The organism is Hymenobacter persicinus, assembly GCF_004167665.1.
In the GTDB taxonomy this organism is placed as follows: domain Bacteria; phylum Bacteroidota; class Bacteroidia; order Cytophagales; family Hymenobacteraceae; genus Hymenobacter; species Hymenobacter persicinus.
In genome coordinates this window covers 1-15,923 of sequence record NZ_SEWE01000026.1, presented here as the reverse complement: position 1 = coordinate 15,923, position 15,923 = coordinate 1, and the positions used below count along the sequence as shown (strand labels likewise).

Here is a 15,923-nt window from a genome sequence, read left to right as displayed (position 1 = left end):
GCTGCCGCCCGCCGACTAGGGTTGAGCCGCGAAATTTTTTGTAGCTTCCGCATGGTTGGCAGGCCTTTTGTTCGCCGGCGCCCGTCGTTGAGGCCTTTTGCTTGCGGCGGCCCAGTCAGGATTTAATTACTTTTGCTCCACACGGGAATTCCTTTCCCAACGTTTCCTCCGCGTATGAAAACAGCTACTCTCGCGCTTACTTTTCTGCTGAGCACTTTCGCCCTGGCCGGTACCGCCTCGGCCCAGAGCAAGTCCCCAAAGCCAATGTCCGCCAAGGCTGCTCCGGCCAAAACGGTAGCCAAGCCGGCGGCCGTGGCCAAGCCTGCGACTGTGGTAGTGGCCGCCGCTCCCGCGGCGCCGGAAGCCAAAGCTGCCCCGGTAGAACTCATTACCAGCAAAATGGAGCAGGCCCCGCCTTCCACCGATGCCATTCGGGTACGGGCCGAGGCTAACCCGCTTACCAAGCGCCTCACCGTGCGCACCGACGTGACGGGGCCCACCCGCGTGGAAATCAACGACGCCGAAGGCCGCCCCGTCATCACCCGCGACGTTATTGCCGGCACCGAATCCACGGTGCTGGACGTGAGCAGCCTGCCGCCGGGCTACTACATCGTGCACTGCACGGCCGGTACCCGGAGCGGCATGCGCCGCGTGTCGGTGGGGCAGTAGTCTATTAGTCTATTCCGAACCTGCAGGCCCGAAAATGCTCCGGCGTTTTCGGGCCTTTTCGTGGGCGGCAGTTCCGTGGGGCTCCCGTCGGCTTACTACCTTTAGGCATGAGTCAGCCAGCCTTTTCTTATTGGGAGCACCAGCAGTTTCTGCGGGGCTTCGACGTGGTCGTCGTGGGGGCTGGCATCGTGGGGCTGACGGCGGCCATCTTCGCCAAGCGCCGCCGGCCCGGGGCCCGCATCTGCGTGCTGGAGCGCGACATGCTGCCCAACGGCGCTAGCACCAAAAATGCCGGTTTCGCCTGCTTCGGGAGTATTTCCGAGCTGCTGGAACAGGAAAAAAGGGGCGGCCCGGCGGCTTTGCTGGACGTGGTACGGGCGCGCTGGGAAGGGCTGGGGTTGCTGCGCAGCCTGCTCGGCGACGCGGCCCTGCGCTACGAGGCCGTGGGCGGCTACGAGCTGTTTCGAACTCAGGAAGCGGAGCTGGCCCAGACCTGCCGGGCCCATATCGGTTACTTCAATGAGCTGCTGGCCCCGGTTATCGGGCGGCCCGACACGTTCCGCGACGCCAGCGCCGGGCTGCCGCGCCTGCGCCTGGGCGGGGTCACGACGATGCTGGAAAATCAGGCTGAGGGCGCGCTCAACACCGGCCGCATGATGCACGCCCTGCTGAAACTGGCCTGGCAGGAAGACATTGTGGTGCTGCACGGCTGCCCGGTCACGGCTCTGGAGCCAACCGGCACCGGTGTCAGCGTGCAGACTCCCCAGGCCACTATCGAAGCCGGGCAGGTGCTGCTGGCTACCAATGCCTTCAGCCGGCAGTTTTTCCCCGACCTCGACGTGCAGCCCGGCCGCGGGCAGGTGCTCGTCACCGAGCCCATTGCCGGCCTGAATCTGCCCGGCACCTTTCACTACGACAAAGGCTATTACTATTTCCGCCAGGTCGATAACCGCCTGTTGCTCGGCGGGGGGCGTAACCTCGACTTCGCTGCCGAAGCCACCACCAAGCCCGGCCTGACTGACTTGGTCCAGCACGAACTCGAAAAGCTGATTACTGAGGTTATCCTGCCCGGCCAGCGCCCCCGCATCGACTACCGCTGGAGTGGGGTTATGGCTTTCGGCGCCGAGCTGGCGCCCATCGTGCAGCCCTTAGCGCCCAGCATCTTCGGGGCCCTGCGCTGCAACGGCATGGGCGTGGCTATGGGCGCCGGGGTGGGAAAGCGGGCGGCGGAAATGCTTAGCGCTTAGCTATTCGTTGTCAGTTATCAGGTCGTTCAACGATACTAATAACGGACAGCTACACAGATTACGCTTCTTCGCTCTGCAGCTGCCGCTCGTAGAGGGCGCGGTAGAGTCCGTCTTCCTGCTGCATGAGCGCCTCGTGGGTGCCGTGCTGAATAATCTGGCCGTCGTCGAGCACCAGGATTTCGTCGGCCAGCTTCACCGACGACACCCGGTGGCTGATGATGAGGCTGGTGCGGTTGTGCATGATGCGCTGCAGGCTGTTGAGAATGGCGTTTTCGGTGTTCGTATCCACTGCCGACAGCGAGTCGTCGAGAATCAGGATTTTAGGTTCTTTCACCAGGGCCCGGGCAATGCTGACGCGCTGCTTCTGTCCGCCCGAAAGCGTGATACCCCGCTCGCCGAGCTTGGTGTCGAAGCCCTCGGGGAAGCGGATGATGTTGTCGTACACGCTGGCGTCCATGGCGGCCTGCTGCATGCGCTCCTCGGTGGGGTTATCGAGGCCGAAGTTGATGTTGTTGCGGATGCTGTCCGAAAACAGAAACACGTCCTGGGGCACGTAGCCGATCTGCTCCCGGAGCGAGTTCAGGGAAAAGTCGCGCACGTCCACGCTGTCGACCTGGATGGCGCCGTCCATCACGTCGTAAAGGCGACAGAGCAGGGCGGCCACCGTGCTCTTGCCCGAGCCGGTATTGCCGATAACGGCCAGCGTCTGCCCCGGCCGGATGCGGAACGACACGTCCTTGAGCGCCTGAATGCCGGTGTCGGGGTAGGTGAACGAGACGTGGTCGAAGACGATGTCGCCCTGGATTTCCTGGCTGATGTTCTGCCGGCTCACGATGTCCGTTTTCTGGTTCATGAACTCGTTGATGCGGGCCTGGGAGGCTTCGGCGCGCTGCACCAGGGAACTGGTCCAGCCCAGGGCCGTAACGGGCCAGGTGAGCAGGTTCACGTAAATCAAGAACTCGGCGATGCTGCCCGTGGTGATGGTGCCACGAATCACTTCCTGCCCGCCCACCCACACCGTGACGATGGTGCTGATGCCAATCAGGAACAGAATCAGGGGAAAAAACAGGGAGTTGACGAAGTTCAGACTCAGCGACTTTTCCTTGTAGTCGTTGCTGGCCAGGCTGAACTGCTGGTGCGAATCCTCTTCCCGCACAAACGACTTGAGCACCCGAATGCCCGAAAACGCCTCCTGCACGAACGTCGTCATGGCCGCCAGGCTGCGCTGGATTTCGTCGGACTTGCGCTCAATCAGGTTGTTGACGTAGAAAATGCTCACGCTCAGCACCGGCAAGGGCAGCAGGGTGTAGAGGGTCAGCTTCACGTTCACCATCAGCATCAGCGGAATGATGAGCACGAACAGCAGCACCAGCTGCAGGAAATACATGATGGCCGGCCCCATGTACATGCGCACCCGGCCTACGTCCTCGCTGATGCGCGACATCAAATCCCCGGTGTTGTGGCGGCGGTAGAAGCTCAGCGGCAGGGACTGGTAATGCTGGAAAATCTCGTTTTTCTGGTCATTCTCGATGTGCCGGCTCATCACGATGAGCGTCTGGCGCATGAAAAACAGAAAGATGCCCCGCAGCAACGCCATAGTCACGATGAGCAGGCCGTAGAGCAGCACGTTGCGCCCAAACAGGGAGTAGACGCCGTCCTGGGCCGCGGTGCCCGCAAAAAGGTGGTAGAGGTCAATGCCTTCCCCGACCAGGTCGAAGGAATAGCGCACAATCTGGGCCGGGAAGATGGCCAGCAGCGTGCTCAGGGCCACGAACAGCACCCCGCCCAGGAAGTGCCACTTATAGCGGAAAATATACTTATCGGTGGAGGCTAAAGCGCGCACGGGTAAGGAGTTGAAGCGTGGGGAGCTGCCCTGGGCCCGCGCCACAATAGTAGGGCATTCACTGGCCGGCTGGGAAAAATTGGGTACTTTTGCACCCGGATTGAACAGGCTACGCAGCCCGCTCGCCAAAGATACAACAACCTGCTCCCCTCCAACTTCCCACCCATTTCCCTTTTACCAGCCCCCATGGTTGAAATCAAAACCCTGACCGACACGTCGGTCTTCGGCCAGATTGCCGAGCATCAACACGAGCAAGTAGTCTTCTGCCACGACCACGAAACCGGGTTGCGGGCCATCATCGGCATCCACAACACGGTGCTGGGTCCTGCCCTGGGCGGCACCCGCATGTGGCACTACGCCTCCGACGCCGAAGCTCTGAATGACGTGCTCCGCCTTTCGCGCGGCATGACCTACAAGGCCGCTATTTCGGGCCTCAACCTGGGCGGGGGCAAGGCCGTCATCATCGGCGACGCCAAAACGCTTAAGACCGAAGCCCTGCTGCGCAAGTTTGGCCGCTTCGTGAAAAACCTGAACGGCAAGTATATCACGGCCGAAGATGTGAACATGACCACCAAGGACATGGAGTACATCCGGATGGAAACCAAGCACGTGGCTGGCCTGCCCGAAAGCATGGGCGGCTCGGGCGACCCGTCGCCGGTAACGGCCTACGGCACGTACATGGGCATGAAAGCCGCCGCTAAGAAGGCGTTTGGTTCGGATAGCCTCTCGGGCAAGCGCATTGCCGTGCAGGGCGTGGGCCACGTGGGCACTTACCTGCTCGAGTACCTGCAGAAGGAAGGCGCCAACCTCGTGCTGACCGACTACTACGAAGACCGCGCCCTGGAGGCCGCCACCCGCTTCGGCGCCAAAATGGTGGGCCTCGATGAAATCTACGACCAGGACGTGGACATCTACTCGCCCTGCGCTCTGGGCGCCACCATCAACGACGACACCATCGGCCGCCTGAAGTGCCAGGTTATTGCTGGCTGCGCCAACAACCAGCTTAAGAACGAGGATGTGCACGGCCCGGCCCTCGTGGAGCGCGGCATCGTGTACGCCCCCGACTTTCTGATCAACGCGGGCGGTCTGATCAACGTGTACTCGGAAGTGGTGGGCAGCAGCCGGCAGGGTGCGCTCAACCAGACCGAGAAGATTTTCGACATTACCACCCAGGTACTGGCCAAAGCCGAGCAGGAGGGAAGCCACCCGCAGGCCGCCGCCACCAAACAAGCCGAGGAGCGCATTGCGTCCCTGGGCAAAGTCAAGTCCACTTACTAATGAGTTGTTAGTTGTTCGTTGTCAGTTGTTAGTATCGTTGAACGACCTAACAACTGACAACGAACAACTAACAACCGACAACTCAACAGAATGCTCAACCGTCGCACGCTCCGCATCAAGGTTATGCAGGCCCTGTACGCCTATCATCAGGCTGTCGGGTCCGATTTCATGCTCGCCAATGACCTCATCGCGGATGCCTTTGCTCCCGACCTCAACGCCCCCGAAGCCCAGGACCGTAAACTGCTGAAAGGTCAGCAGAAGATGGCCGAGGCCGTCTTCAAGGAGTGGCACAAAGCCGGCAGCGGCGCCGAGGTCGAGAAGCTCGACGACAAAGAGGTGAACGAGGCCGTGGCCGACGCCATCAAGTACTACCAGAAGCAGAAAGCCAAGGACGCCTCGTTCTACGGCGGGCAGATGGTGCACGGGGCCGAGAGCATCCACGACCAGTACATCCACCTGCTCAATCTGCCCGAGGCCATTCTGCGGGTGATTGAGGAAGAAAAGGAGCGTGAGGCCCGCCGCTTCACGCCCTCCAAGGAAGCCCTGCTCGATACCACCCGCTTTGAGCAGAACGCCGCCCTGGCCAAGCTCATCAGCAACAAGCAGCTCCAGGACCTGACCATCCGCCGCTCGTTGAAGTGGACCGGCACTGAGGAGCTCGAAGCCCTGCGCAAGGCCTGGCGCACCGAAATCAAGAACGACGCCGAGTTTCAGAGCTACCTGGCCGCCCCGGCCGGCAACTACGCCGAGGATCAGGAAATCCTGAAGCACCTCTACAAGACCTACGTTTTCAAGGGCGAAACCATGCCCGCCCAGATTGAGGAAGCCGACCTGAACTGGGAGGAAAACCGCTCGGTGGTGAAAAACCTGGTGCTCAAGACCGTCAAGATGCTCGACGAGGCGGCTACCGACGAGCTGGAGCTGATGTCGCTGTCGGCCAACTGGGTGGACGACAAGGAGTTTGCCGAAACCCTGTACAAAGAAACGCTGCAGGCCGACGAGCAGTACGAGAAGCTTATTGCCGAATCGACCCAGAACTGGGACGTGGAGCGGGTGGCCCTCATCGACAAGATTATTCTGAAGATGGCCCTCTGCGAAATGCATCTGTTTCGCAATATTCCCGTCAAAGTCACTATCAACGAATACATTGAAGTCAGCAAGCTCTACAGCACGCCCAAGAGCAAGCAGTTTGTGAACGGTATTCTCGATAAATTGGCCCAGGACCTGACGGCCAGCGGCGCCATCCGCAAGTCGGGCCGCGGGTTGCTCGACAACCAGTAAGTGACAACGTGGGCCTGGCGGAGGCAACCTGCGCCGCCGGCTCGCCGTTGAGTATGTTTGCTCCGTTCCTTTCCAAAATTCCTCCACGCCACGATTTTCGCATTATGGGTAGCAAAACCACTACCGGCATTCTGTGCTTCGCAGGCGGCGCCCTCACCGGGGCGGCCGTAGGCCTCCTGTTCGCTCCGGAAAAGGGGCGCGAAACCCGTAGCTGGCTCAGCTACCAGCTCGAAAAGTACCGCGAGGTGCTGGCCGACCTGACCGAAAACCTCGTCACCAGCCGCGCCGACGGCCCGGCCTCCACTGCCAAAAGCGAAGGCCAGCGCGTGATTCAGGACGCCAAGAGCAAAGCCGAGCAGCTGCTCGGCGACGTGGATCAGCTGATCAACCAGATCAACTCCCGCAAAACCCTTTAGAAATGCGTTGACCCGGGAATGTGCTGATGGGCTGATGGACAGGAAACTGCCGGCAGCGCATCAGCACATTTTCTTTAGGCCCCGGCTCCGCGCCGGGGCGTCTTCAGGGCTTATTCAGAATTGCGGCCTTATACTGCCGGCTGAACCAACGCCCACCCGCCCGCCCCGCGCGGGGGTTATCTTTTCGCCCCGGGCAAATGATAGCCGTAGCGGGTTGAGTACCTTTGCAGCGTCCCCATTTTCAGTACAATCCCCATAGCATGCACACTATCACCCTCATCCCCGGCGACGGTATCGGGCCCGAAATCACGAAGGCAGTTCAGGACATTTTCACCGCCGCGCAGGTGCCCGTGCAGTGGGAAGAGCAGAACGCCGGCCAAACCACGTTTGACCAGTCGGGCGAGCTGATTCCGCAGGCCCTGCTCGATTCGCTGGAGAAAAACCGGGTGGCCCTCAAAGGCCCCATCACCACGCCCGTAGGCAAGGGTTTCCGCAGCATCAACATCACCCTGCGTCAGAAATACGACCTCTACCAGAATGTGCGCCCCGCCAAAACCACCGAGGGCATCGACTCCCGCTACTCGGGCGTGAACTTGGTGCTGTTCCGCGAAAACACCGAGGGCCTGTACTCGGGCCTCGAAGTGTACGATGAGCGCCTGGGCATTTCTGACTCCTTCAACCGCATCACCGTGGCCGGCTCGCGCAAAATCTGCCGGGCGGCCTTCGCCTACGCTGCCCGTCATGGCCGCAAAAAAGTCACCCTGGCCCACAAAGCCAACATCCTCAAGATGGCCGGCAAGCTCATGCTCGACGCCTGCAAAGAGGCCGCCACCGAGTTTCCGCAGATTGTGTTCGAGGATAAGATCATCGACAACATGTGCATGCAGCTCGTCAACAAGCCCGAGCAGTTCGACGTGGTGGTGACCACCAACCTCTTTGGCGACATCCTCTCCGACCTCTGCGCTGGCCTCGTGGGCGGCCTGGGCGTGGTAGCCGGCGCCAACATCGGCGACGACATGGCCATTTTCGAAGCCGTGCACGGTTCGGCCCCCGACATTGCCGGCCAGGGCAAAGCCAACCCGACGGCCCTGTTGCGCTCGGGCCTGATGATGCTCCACCACCTCGGCGAGCATACCTACGCCGACCGGATTGAGGCCGCCTTGGATGCCACGCTCAAGCAGCGCGAGAAGTGCACCGGCGACCTGGGCGGCAAGGCTACCACCTCGGAGTTTGCCCAGTCCATCATCGATAACCTGGCTTAGGCCGCTTCAACTCAGCACGTCATGCCGGGCCTAGCCGGGCATGACGTGCTTTTTTTCGTCGCTTCGTCTTACCTTTAACGCTCTGATGGCTTCTAATCCGCCATCCTCTTTCTTATGAAACGTACTCTGTTTTCTGCGTTGCTGCTCTCCGGGATGGTTTTCTTGGGGGCCTGCAACAGCGACAAGACTTCCGAAGTGGGCACCGAAGGCATGAACGCCGCCGCCACCGCCGCTAGTGATGCCGCCAACCCCACGGTCGACAACCCGAACGTGGCCGGCGAAACCACCGCCCCCAACCCCAACGCCCCGGTGATGACCTTCACCGAAAGCGAGTTCAACTTCGGCGACATTCAGCCTGGCGCCGTGGTGAAGCACACCTTCAGCTTCACCAACACCGGCAAAACGCCCCTGCTGATTGAAAACGCCACCGCTTCCTGCGGCTGCACTACGCCCAACTGGACCAAGGAGCCCATTGCTCCCGGCGCTTCGGGCACTATCGACGTGCAGTTCGACAGCCACGGCAAAACCGGCCTCCAAAACAAGGAAATTGCCGTACGGGCCAACACTCAGCCCAACATCACCCAGGTGGTTATCAAAGCCAACGTGCTAGCTGACGGGGCCGCCGGTCCGGTGAAGTAACCTGACGTTTTTTTAGGCGTCCTCATGTTTGCGAAGGACCTTATTGCGTGAGCCCGCGCAGCACTGAGCTGCCGGGCCGCGCGGTGAGGTCCTTCCTAGGCTTCGGCCGCCCGTAATTTTTTTACCCGACTTTCCATGTTGCTGACTCTTTTATTGCAAGCCCCGGCCGGTGAAGGCTTCACGTCGTTGCTGTTTCCGGTGGCCATTGCCGCCGTTGTTTACTTTTTCATGATCCGGCCCCAGCAGCGCAAAGCTTCCGAAGCCAAGAAATTCCGCGAGGCCATTACCAAGGGTACCAACGTGGTAACCATCGGTGGCCTGCACGGCAAAGTGGTGGAGGTAAGCGAGGAATCCGTTATTATTGAGGTAGACCGGGGTACGCGCCTCAAGTTCGACCGTACGGCCATTGCCCGCGAGGTAGCGCCGAAAACGCCGGCGGCTCCCGTGGTGACTACTCCCTAATTCCGCTGTATCGTGCTGGCCCGTTCGTCCCGTTTGCTGCGCTGGTTTGTCAGCCCGTTTTACGGGCAGGAGCGCAGCTACTGGCGGGCCATTACGGCGTGCTTTCTGGCCGCTTCCACGTTTTGGCTACTCAACGCGCTGAACAAGACCTACACCACGCGCATCACCTACCCGCTGGTGTGGCGCTACGACACCCAGCGCTACATTCCGGTGCGGCCCCTGCCCACCGAGGTGGCCGTCAACGTGACTGGGCGGGGCTGGAAGCTGCTGCGCAAAAACCTGCTCCTGGACGTGAAGCCCGCTGAAGTGCGGCTCAGCCGGCTGCCCGCCACGCGCTTCGTGACCGGCCAGTCGTTGCGGCCGGCTTTGCAGGCGGCCATGGAGTCCTTGCAGTTCAACTACATCCTCAACGATACGCTCTGGGTGGAGTTTGACCGGCTCATCACCCGCCGGGTCGCCCTCACGCTCAGCCCCAACACTGACGGCTCGGCTTTGCCCTACGCGGCCGTGTTTACGCCCGAAAGCATTGCCTTCCGGGGCCCCGCCGCCACCGTGAGCCGCTTGGCCAGTCCGTATCCGGTGCATTTGCCCCAGGCTCCGGCCGGCAGCAGCGAAGGCGCAATGAGCGTACCCATCGGCGGGCCGGCCCTGGTGCAGACCGACGTGCAGGACGTGCGTGTGCGCCTGCAGCCCCGCCCCCTGGTCACAATTCCGGTGCGGGTGGTGCCCGAGCTCCACGACTTTCCCGCCGACCAGCAGTTTCGGCTGCGGCCGGCCACGGTGCAGGTGCAGGTGCAGTGCTTCGCCGAGGACACGGCCCGCCTCGACCTGAGCCAGGTGCGGGTGCTGCTGCACTACGGCCAGTTTCATACGCCCGACTCCAGCCTGCAGCCCGTGCTGGCCCAAACGCCCCGCCTGGCCCGCGGCGTCCGGATCTTGACGCCTGCCGTGCGAGTGGTAAAATTGTGAACTTGTAAAATGGTGAGCTGCCGTGCTGGCGGCGCCGACGTGCGCAATGCGGGCGGTGACCCTCAGCCAGCTGCCACTTTCCGTTTCATCGTTCCAACCGTGCCATCAGATTAACACGTCACCACTTCACCATCTCACCACTTCACCATATGCTGCGGATTGGAATAACGGGCGGAATTGGATCGGGGAAGAGCGTGGCGTGCCGCCTGTTTCAGGTGCTCGGGGTGCCGGTTTACGATGCTGACTTTCGGGCCAAGTGGGTCATGGCCCACGACTCGGCCCTGCGCGCCGAGCTGGAGCAAGCCTTCGGCCCCGAAGCCTTCGATGCCGCCGGCGTCCTAAACCGCGGCTACCTCGCCAAAGTCGCCTTCAACGACCCAGCCCAATTGGCCCGTCTCAATGCGCTGGTGCATCCGCACGTGGGCCGCGACTTCGAGCAGTGGGCCGAGGCGCAGCAACAGCAGGGGCATCCTTACCTTATAAAGGAGGCCGCCTTGCTGTTCGAATCCGGCTCTTACCGCCAACTCGACCGGATTATCACGGTGTTTGCCCCGCTGCCCGTGCGGCAGGCCCGGGTGCTGCTCCGCGACCCCCACCGCACCGCCGACGATATCCTGGCCATCGTGGGCAAGCAGATGAGCGAGGAGGAAAAGCTCAGCCGCGCCGACTACGTGCTCCACAACGACGACCAACACCTGCTCATTCCGCAGGTGCTGAAGCTGGATGCAGCATTTCGGCAGGCCCACTAACGAGCTAATCACTTCGTTGGTACCTTATTATTTTTTCCTGAATAATAAGGCCCTATTCAGGGTATACACCCGGACCTTATTATAGAGCTGAAAAGAAATAGGGTACTGAAAAATCTACTTAATGATGGGACTGCGCTCGAAGGGGCGGGTTTCGTCGAAAAGCTTGCGGTAGGTGACGTGGGTTTTGTAGATGCGTGCCCCGATGGAGCGGATAACGGCCAGCATCCGGGGGTTGAAGTCCCCAATCCAGTTCATTTCAATGTCGGTGTAGCCGGCCGCCAGCAGGGTCTGCTGGGCGTGCACGAGCATGGCCGCATCCACACCCTGCCCCTGGAAAGCGGGTACGACCCCGTAAATCAGGCCGAACATGCGCTTGGGCTGGCGGCGGTTGAACTTGTACCGCTCCCAGAGGAAGCGCAGCTTGCCCACCAGCCCAAACTTGCGGCCCACGTGCTTGAAAATCTGGTTTAGCTCGGGCAAGCTCACAAAAAAGGCAATCGGCTCGTCCTCGTGGTAGGCAAACCACACCAGCCGGTCGTCAATTACCGGCTTCATCTGCTTGACCAGGTCCCGGGCTTTGTCGAGCGTCATCGGGTTGATGCCCGAGTGGTTGGCCCAGGCCAGGTTGTAGACGTGGTGGAAATCCTGAGCCAGCTTTTCGGGGTTGCCCTTATCGGCGTGGGCGAAGCGGAAGGCGGGCAGCTCCCGGGCGTACCGCTCGGCCGTGCGGGCAAAGCTTGGGTGCAGGGGCGCCGAAACCGACCGGTAGCAGGTGTACTGCTTGAAATAGGTCTGAAAGCCGTAGTTCTCGAACAGCTGCTGGTAGTAAGGCTGGTGGTAGAACATACCGTAGTTGGGCTCGGTAAAGCCCGCCACCAGCAAGCCCCAGAACCGGTCCCGCTCCCCGAAGTTGATGGGGCCATCCATAGCCTGCATGCCGCGTTCCAGCAGCCAGCGCCGGGCGGCCTCAAATAGCTCGTTGGCCGCTGCCTGGTCGTTGATGCACTCAAAAAAGCCCATGCCGCCGGTGGGTAGCGTGGGGTCGGTGTAGGCCGTGGAGTTGTTGACAAACGCTGCCACCCGCCCGATGACCTCATTCTGGGCGTTGGTCAGAATCCAGCGGATAGCTTCCCCGTTCTTGAAGTTGGGGTTCTTGCCGACGTCAAAAACGCTTTCAATTTCGTGGTCGAGGGGAGAAATCCAATTGGGCTGGTCGTGGTACAGGCGGGCCGGCAAATCCAGGAACTGGCGAACCTGGGCGGCATCAGCAACAACAAGTAGCGGCATGAAGGCGGCGAAAAAGCAGAACGAAACGAAAGCATAGCAACGAGGCCAGCCAGATTGTTTTGCGGGCAAAGATGGCACGGCGGGCTGATTTATGCCCGGAGCCCGCCGTACACGAGTTGTCCAAGCAGCCTCTTAACGTCGGAACACCGACAGGATTTTGATGCCTTCCACCCGGATCTGGTGCACTTCCCGGCCCCGAGTTGCCGGGTAGGGCTGCGGGTGCCAGCGGTACACGGTCAGCAGGTAAGTGGCTTGGTCGGCGCTGGTGAGCACCACCCGGGCCCGCTCGGCGGGGAGCAGCATCAGGCTGGCATTGTGCAGCATCAGGCCCGTGCGGGCATCGGTACCAACCTTCACCCGGGGGCTGGCGTCGTGGGCCAGAATCCATTCGAGTCCCTCGCGCCCGGAAAGTCCCCAGTAGTCGCGCTCAAACAGCCGCTCGGCCGCCGTCCCCGACAGGCCGCTGAAGTACATATTTTGGTAAGGATGCTCCCGCACCATGCGGAAAGTGGTGTAGGCCCCGTTGCCGGCCAAGGCAAGCAACGCGCCCAGGGCTGCTAAGCGCCCTATGCCCGATTCGCCGCGCCGGGCCCAATAGCCCGTCCGACTGATGCCGCGCAAAGCCAGCAGCACAAACGCGGGGTAGATGAAGTACAGGTGCCGCCAGCCGTCGTAAATAACCGAGTGGAGCCCGATAACGGCCAGCAGCGGCCCGAAAAACCAGGCCGCAAACAGCAGATCCTGCCGGCCGGTGCGGGTCCGCAGCCAGGCCCGGGGACGCTGCAGCGCGTGGTGAGCCAGCGTGGCCGCACCTGTTACGAAGAAAAGAGAATAGGCCAGCGGCGTCGTAATCAGCAGCCATACCGGCACGTAGTGCCAGGGCAGTTCCCGCACCGACACCTGCTCGCCCAGATACTGCACCAGCATATCGGAGCGGTACTGCCGGAAGCTCTGAAACGCCTCCAGAAAGTGCCCCACGGGGTTTTCCCACAAATACGGCCAGCCCAGCACTACCACTGCCGCTGTTGCGGGCAGACACAGGGCCGCGGCCGTGGCAAAGCGGCTTCGCAGCGTCGGCCGGTATAGTAGCTCCAGCCCCACAAACCCAAGGGTCAGGCCCACTAGCAGCACGCCCATCGTCCGTACGTCGATGGCGGCGCCGGTTGCGGCGGCGTGCAGCAGGGCCGTGCGCCACGTCGGGCGCCGCAACAGCCGGGTGAGGGTATAGATGCCGGTGCTGAAGAAAGCCAGAAACACTAGGTCCTTGTAGTTATAGAAGGCCTCGGCGAAAAAGCGCGGCGACCCAATCAGCAGCGCGGCCCCCAGCAGCCCGAGCGTCCAGCTCCGAAACCGGGCCGTGGCCAGCCGGTAGAAGAAGTACAGTCCGGCCAGAAACGTGAAAAACGTGACCAGATGGCGCAGAAAGTACACGTCCCGGGAATCGTGGGCGCCCACGGCCCGTTCCAGCAGCAGCAGCGGCAACTGGAAGATAACCCCGTGGTCGGTGTCCTGATTGTCGCGCATGTCGGGAATAGCGCTGAAGCTGGGTTCCTGTCGGGCCCGCTCGGGCGCCAGCTTCAGGGCCACGTACTTCAAGCTGATAATGCCGTTGAGCCGGTCGAGCTGCTCGTCCCAGGGCAGGCCGTAGTCGCGGTGCAGCAACACGCCCAGCAGGCCCAGCACCCCAAAAAACAGGCTTACCAACGGGCGGCGCAGGCGGTGGGGGAGGAGTGAGGCAGGCTGACGCACAACGAACGGGACAATATAACCACTACATGAAGCCGCCAAGGTACTACTGCCGCGTACGAGTTGGACTTGACCTAACTAAAAGCTGCGGGGGTATTCCGGTTTTATCCGCCAACTTTAGCCCCTCACTCTGCCTGATTTCCTCTGCCGCCGTGCTGAAGTCCCTGCCCCGTTTCGTTTGGCCCCTGGCGCTGGTGCTGGCCGCGCTTAAGCTGGGCTTGCTGCTGCACCTCAATCCGGGGCTGGAGTGGAACTACGACGAGCGTCGCAACGGCCGCATTGCCGATAATTACCTCGCCGGCCGCGGCTACGTCAGCCTCGACCCGGAGCGCCACGTCTTACGGTCCGACGCCTTTCACGCCAGCTTTCCCGTCTTCCTCTATATAGAGTGGCAGCGCGCCGGCCTGCCCAAGCATTATTTCACGCTGCTGGTATTTGCCCTCACCGCCGGGGGCTACCTGTTGGGCGGGCTGTACGTGCAGCGTACCCTGGCTTATTTCGGCGTGGCGCCCCCGCTGGCGTGGGCCGGCACTTTGCTTTGGCTGCTCTATCCTTCGGTCTTCTATTATATAGGAGCCTATATGTGGTACGAGAATCTGGTGCTGCCCCTGCTGATTCTGGTCGTCTACAAACTGCTACGCTTGCTGGACGGCCGGCTGCTCACTGGGTTCGATGCGCTGCTTATCACGGCCAGCGTCACGGTTTCCTGCCTGCTGCGCGGCTACCTGCTGGCCGTCTACGGGCTGGTTTTCCTGGTATGGCTGCTTCTGCTCCGGCAATCCGCAGCTCAGCCGCGAGGACGAGCTCTGGGCCTGGCAGCCGTAACGGCGGCAATGCTCCTGCTGGCTCACGTACCTATTCTGCTGAAAAACCACCGCCTGTTCTTCCTTCGTACTCAGCAACCAGGCTGGCTTCGAACTGCTACAGGGCCATAATCCCGTAACCCAGGGCCGTTTCATGTTCGACTGGGACGACCGAACCCAACCCTTCGACCAGTTCGTGCGCGTCCACATTCCCAACCTGGATGCGCTGGACCAGTATCAGGAAGGCCGGGCCCGGGCCCGCCTGGCCCGCCAGTGGGTACTGGCTCATCCCCAGCAGGAGCTTCAGCTTTGGCTGCGCAAAACGGTGCTGTTCTTCTCACCCGAAAACTTCATTGCCGACGCGCCCCGCACTGCCTATCATCCCGTCACGGCTGTCGTCCACGCTGCCTTTTTGCTCAGTTTACTGCTCGGCGTCACCGGTTTTCAGGGTATCCGCCTGCACCGGCCCGACGTTTTACTGCTCACGCCGGTGGTTGCCGTGTGGCTGTTAAGCCTGATTTTCTTCGTGGGCTACCGGTGGCGCTACTTTGCCGAGCCGGCTATGCTCATGTATCCCTTTATAATAGGGCAGCGCTGGCTCTCCACCGCAAAAGCAACCCCTCGCTTGAGCTAATCCTTTTGCCTGCCAGCGAGTTGGATCCTGTCGACAGCCAATCTGGCCAGCCGCAAGAACAGCAAATGGCCATTCCAAGCTGCCAGAGCACTTTCGGCTTCCATTTGTCCGCTAAAGTCTAGGCGAAGGGAGCCGCCAAGAAAATTTGTAGAAAAAAGTTAGCGCCAGCTGAACTTATCGGTGGCGGTAAGTAGCTGTACCACAGCCTGCCCACCAGTCACTGCTTTTGCCGAAGCCGCCCTAATACGGGAAGCCGAGCAGAAAAGTTGGGGAGTGGGTTTGGAAAGGCGGGGAAAAGGCCGCACTTTTGCACTCCCAAACCGAAACGCGGTTGGATCCCACTACTCGACCAGCTTTATTTTCCTTTCGGAGCCCTGCGCTCTAGGGCTGAAAAAAAGATTGGCTCAGGGAGTTGGAAAAAGCAGAAAAGTCCACTTACCTTTGCAGCCCGCTTCAACCGGAAGAGGGCACCGCACGGTGAAAAGGCCGAAAGGCGAAAAACTTTTTTCGCTTGGGTTCTTGGAAAAAGCGAACTGCTGGTTACCTTTGCACCCCGCTTGAACGAGGCGGCCGCACCAGGAGCCAGAGCAAGAAAAAAAGAAACGATTTTTCTTGCAGATAGCGAAACGCTGCTTACC

At 61.1% G+C, this 15,923-nt stretch carries 16 protein-coding genes; 12 read left to right on the top strand and 4 right to left on the bottom strand.

Translation table 11 applies throughout. The features are described from left to right. Positions 1-174 precede the first annotated feature (174 nt). Both EWM57_RS12865 and EWM57_RS12860 read left to right on the top strand, forming a co-directional pair. Positions 175-669: a T9SS type A sorting domain-containing protein gene (locus EWM57_RS12865; RefSeq protein WP_129921562.1), complete on the top strand. Its 495-nt coding sequence runs from the start codon at positions 175-177 to the stop codon at positions 667-669. A 107-nt stretch (positions 670-776) separates the two neighbouring features. Further along, positions 777-1,916: an NAD(P)/FAD-dependent oxidoreductase gene (locus EWM57_RS12860; RefSeq protein ID WP_129921561.1), complete on the top strand. Its 1,140-nt coding sequence runs from the start codon at positions 777-779 to the stop codon at positions 1,914-1,916. A gap of 58 nt (positions 1,917-1,974) precedes the next feature. Here the strand turns inward: EWM57_RS12860 and EWM57_RS12855 are convergent, their stop codons facing one another. Beyond that, positions 1,975-3,759, bottom strand: a complete 1,785-nt coding sequence (locus EWM57_RS12855; protein WP_129921560.1) for an ABC transporter ATP-binding protein — start codon at positions 3,757-3,759, stop codon at positions 1,975-1,977. A 186-nt stretch (positions 3,760-3,945) separates the two neighbouring features. On the opposite strand from EWM57_RS12855, the gene EWM57_RS12850 reads away from it, so the two are divergent. From EWM57_RS12850 to coaE, 8 genes are all read left to right on the top strand, one after another. Beyond that, entirely contained in the window at positions 3,946-5,037 is a 1,092-nt protein-coding gene (locus EWM57_RS12850; protein WP_129921559.1) for a Glu/Leu/Phe/Val dehydrogenase dimerization domain-containing protein, read from the top strand. 90 nt (positions 5,038-5,127) lie between these two features. Then, entirely contained in the window at positions 5,128-6,318 is a 1,191-nt protein-coding gene (gene nusB, locus EWM57_RS12845; protein WP_129921558.1) for a transcription antitermination factor NusB, read from the top strand. Positions 6,319-6,422: 104 nt separating this feature from the next. Then, positions 6,423-6,734 (top strand): YtxH domain-containing protein, encoded by a 312-nt coding sequence (locus EWM57_RS12840; RefSeq protein WP_129921557.1) that lies wholly within the window; start codon positions 6,423-6,425, stop codon positions 6,732-6,734. Between the two features lie 260 nt (positions 6,735-6,994). Further along, positions 6,995-7,996 carry an isocitrate/isopropylmalate dehydrogenase family protein gene (locus EWM57_RS12835; RefSeq protein WP_129921556.1) on the top strand — a complete coding sequence of 334 codons (1,002 nt, stop codon included), beginning with the start codon at positions 6,995-6,997 and terminating at the stop codon, positions 7,994-7,996. A gap of 114 nt (positions 7,997-8,110) precedes the next feature. After that, the gene (locus tag EWM57_RS12830) at positions 8,111-8,635 is read left to right on the top strand and encodes a DUF1573 domain-containing protein (protein WP_129921555.1); all 525 of its coding nucleotides are present in this window, start codon (positions 8,111-8,113) and stop codon (positions 8,633-8,635) included. Between the two features lie 135 nt (positions 8,636-8,770). After that, positions 8,771-9,097, top strand: a complete 327-nt coding sequence (gene yajC / locus EWM57_RS12825; RefSeq protein WP_129921554.1) for a preprotein translocase subunit YajC — start codon at positions 8,771-8,773, stop codon at positions 9,095-9,097. A gap of 12 nt (positions 9,098-9,109) precedes the next feature. Beyond that, positions 9,110-10,066, top strand: a complete 957-nt coding sequence (locus tag EWM57_RS12820; protein ID WP_129921553.1) for a YbbR-like domain-containing protein — start codon at positions 9,110-9,112, stop codon at positions 10,064-10,066. Between the two features lie 149 nt (positions 10,067-10,215). Next, entirely contained in the window at positions 10,216-10,815 is a 600-nt protein-coding gene (gene coaE / locus EWM57_RS12815; RefSeq protein WP_129921552.1) for a dephospho-CoA kinase, read from the top strand. A gap of 114 nt (positions 10,816-10,929) precedes the next feature. Here coaE and EWM57_RS12810 read toward each other — a convergent pair whose 3' ends face one another. Both EWM57_RS12810 and EWM57_RS12805 read right to left on the bottom strand, forming a co-directional pair. Beyond that, entirely contained in the window at positions 10,930-12,102 is a 1,173-nt protein-coding gene (locus EWM57_RS12810; RefSeq protein ID WP_129921551.1) for a hypothetical protein, read from the bottom strand. 132 nt (positions 12,103-12,234) lie between these two features. After that, positions 12,235-13,851 (bottom strand): hypothetical protein, encoded by a 1,617-nt coding sequence (locus tag EWM57_RS12805; RefSeq protein WP_129921550.1) that lies wholly within the window; start codon positions 13,849-13,851, stop codon positions 12,235-12,237. A gap of 149 nt (positions 13,852-14,000) precedes the next feature. Between EWM57_RS12805 and EWM57_RS12800 the strand changes: the two genes are divergently transcribed. Together EWM57_RS12800 and EWM57_RS12795 are read left to right on the top strand one after the other, a co-directional pair. Then, positions 14,001-14,783: a hypothetical protein gene (locus tag EWM57_RS12800; protein WP_129921549.1), complete on the top strand. Its 783-nt coding sequence runs from the start codon at positions 14,001-14,003 to the stop codon at positions 14,781-14,783. A gap of 22 nt (positions 14,784-14,805) precedes the next feature. Next, positions 14,806-15,285, top strand: coding sequence for a hypothetical protein (locus EWM57_RS12795; RefSeq protein ID WP_129921548.1), 480 nt, complete (start codon positions 14,806-14,808; stop codon positions 15,283-15,285). A 355-nt stretch (positions 15,286-15,640) separates the two neighbouring features. Here EWM57_RS12795 and EWM57_RS21420 read toward each other — a convergent pair. Beyond that, positions 15,641-15,923: hypothetical protein (locus EWM57_RS21420; protein ID WP_207218313.1), on the bottom strand; the 283-nt coding region annotated here is incomplete at its 5' end.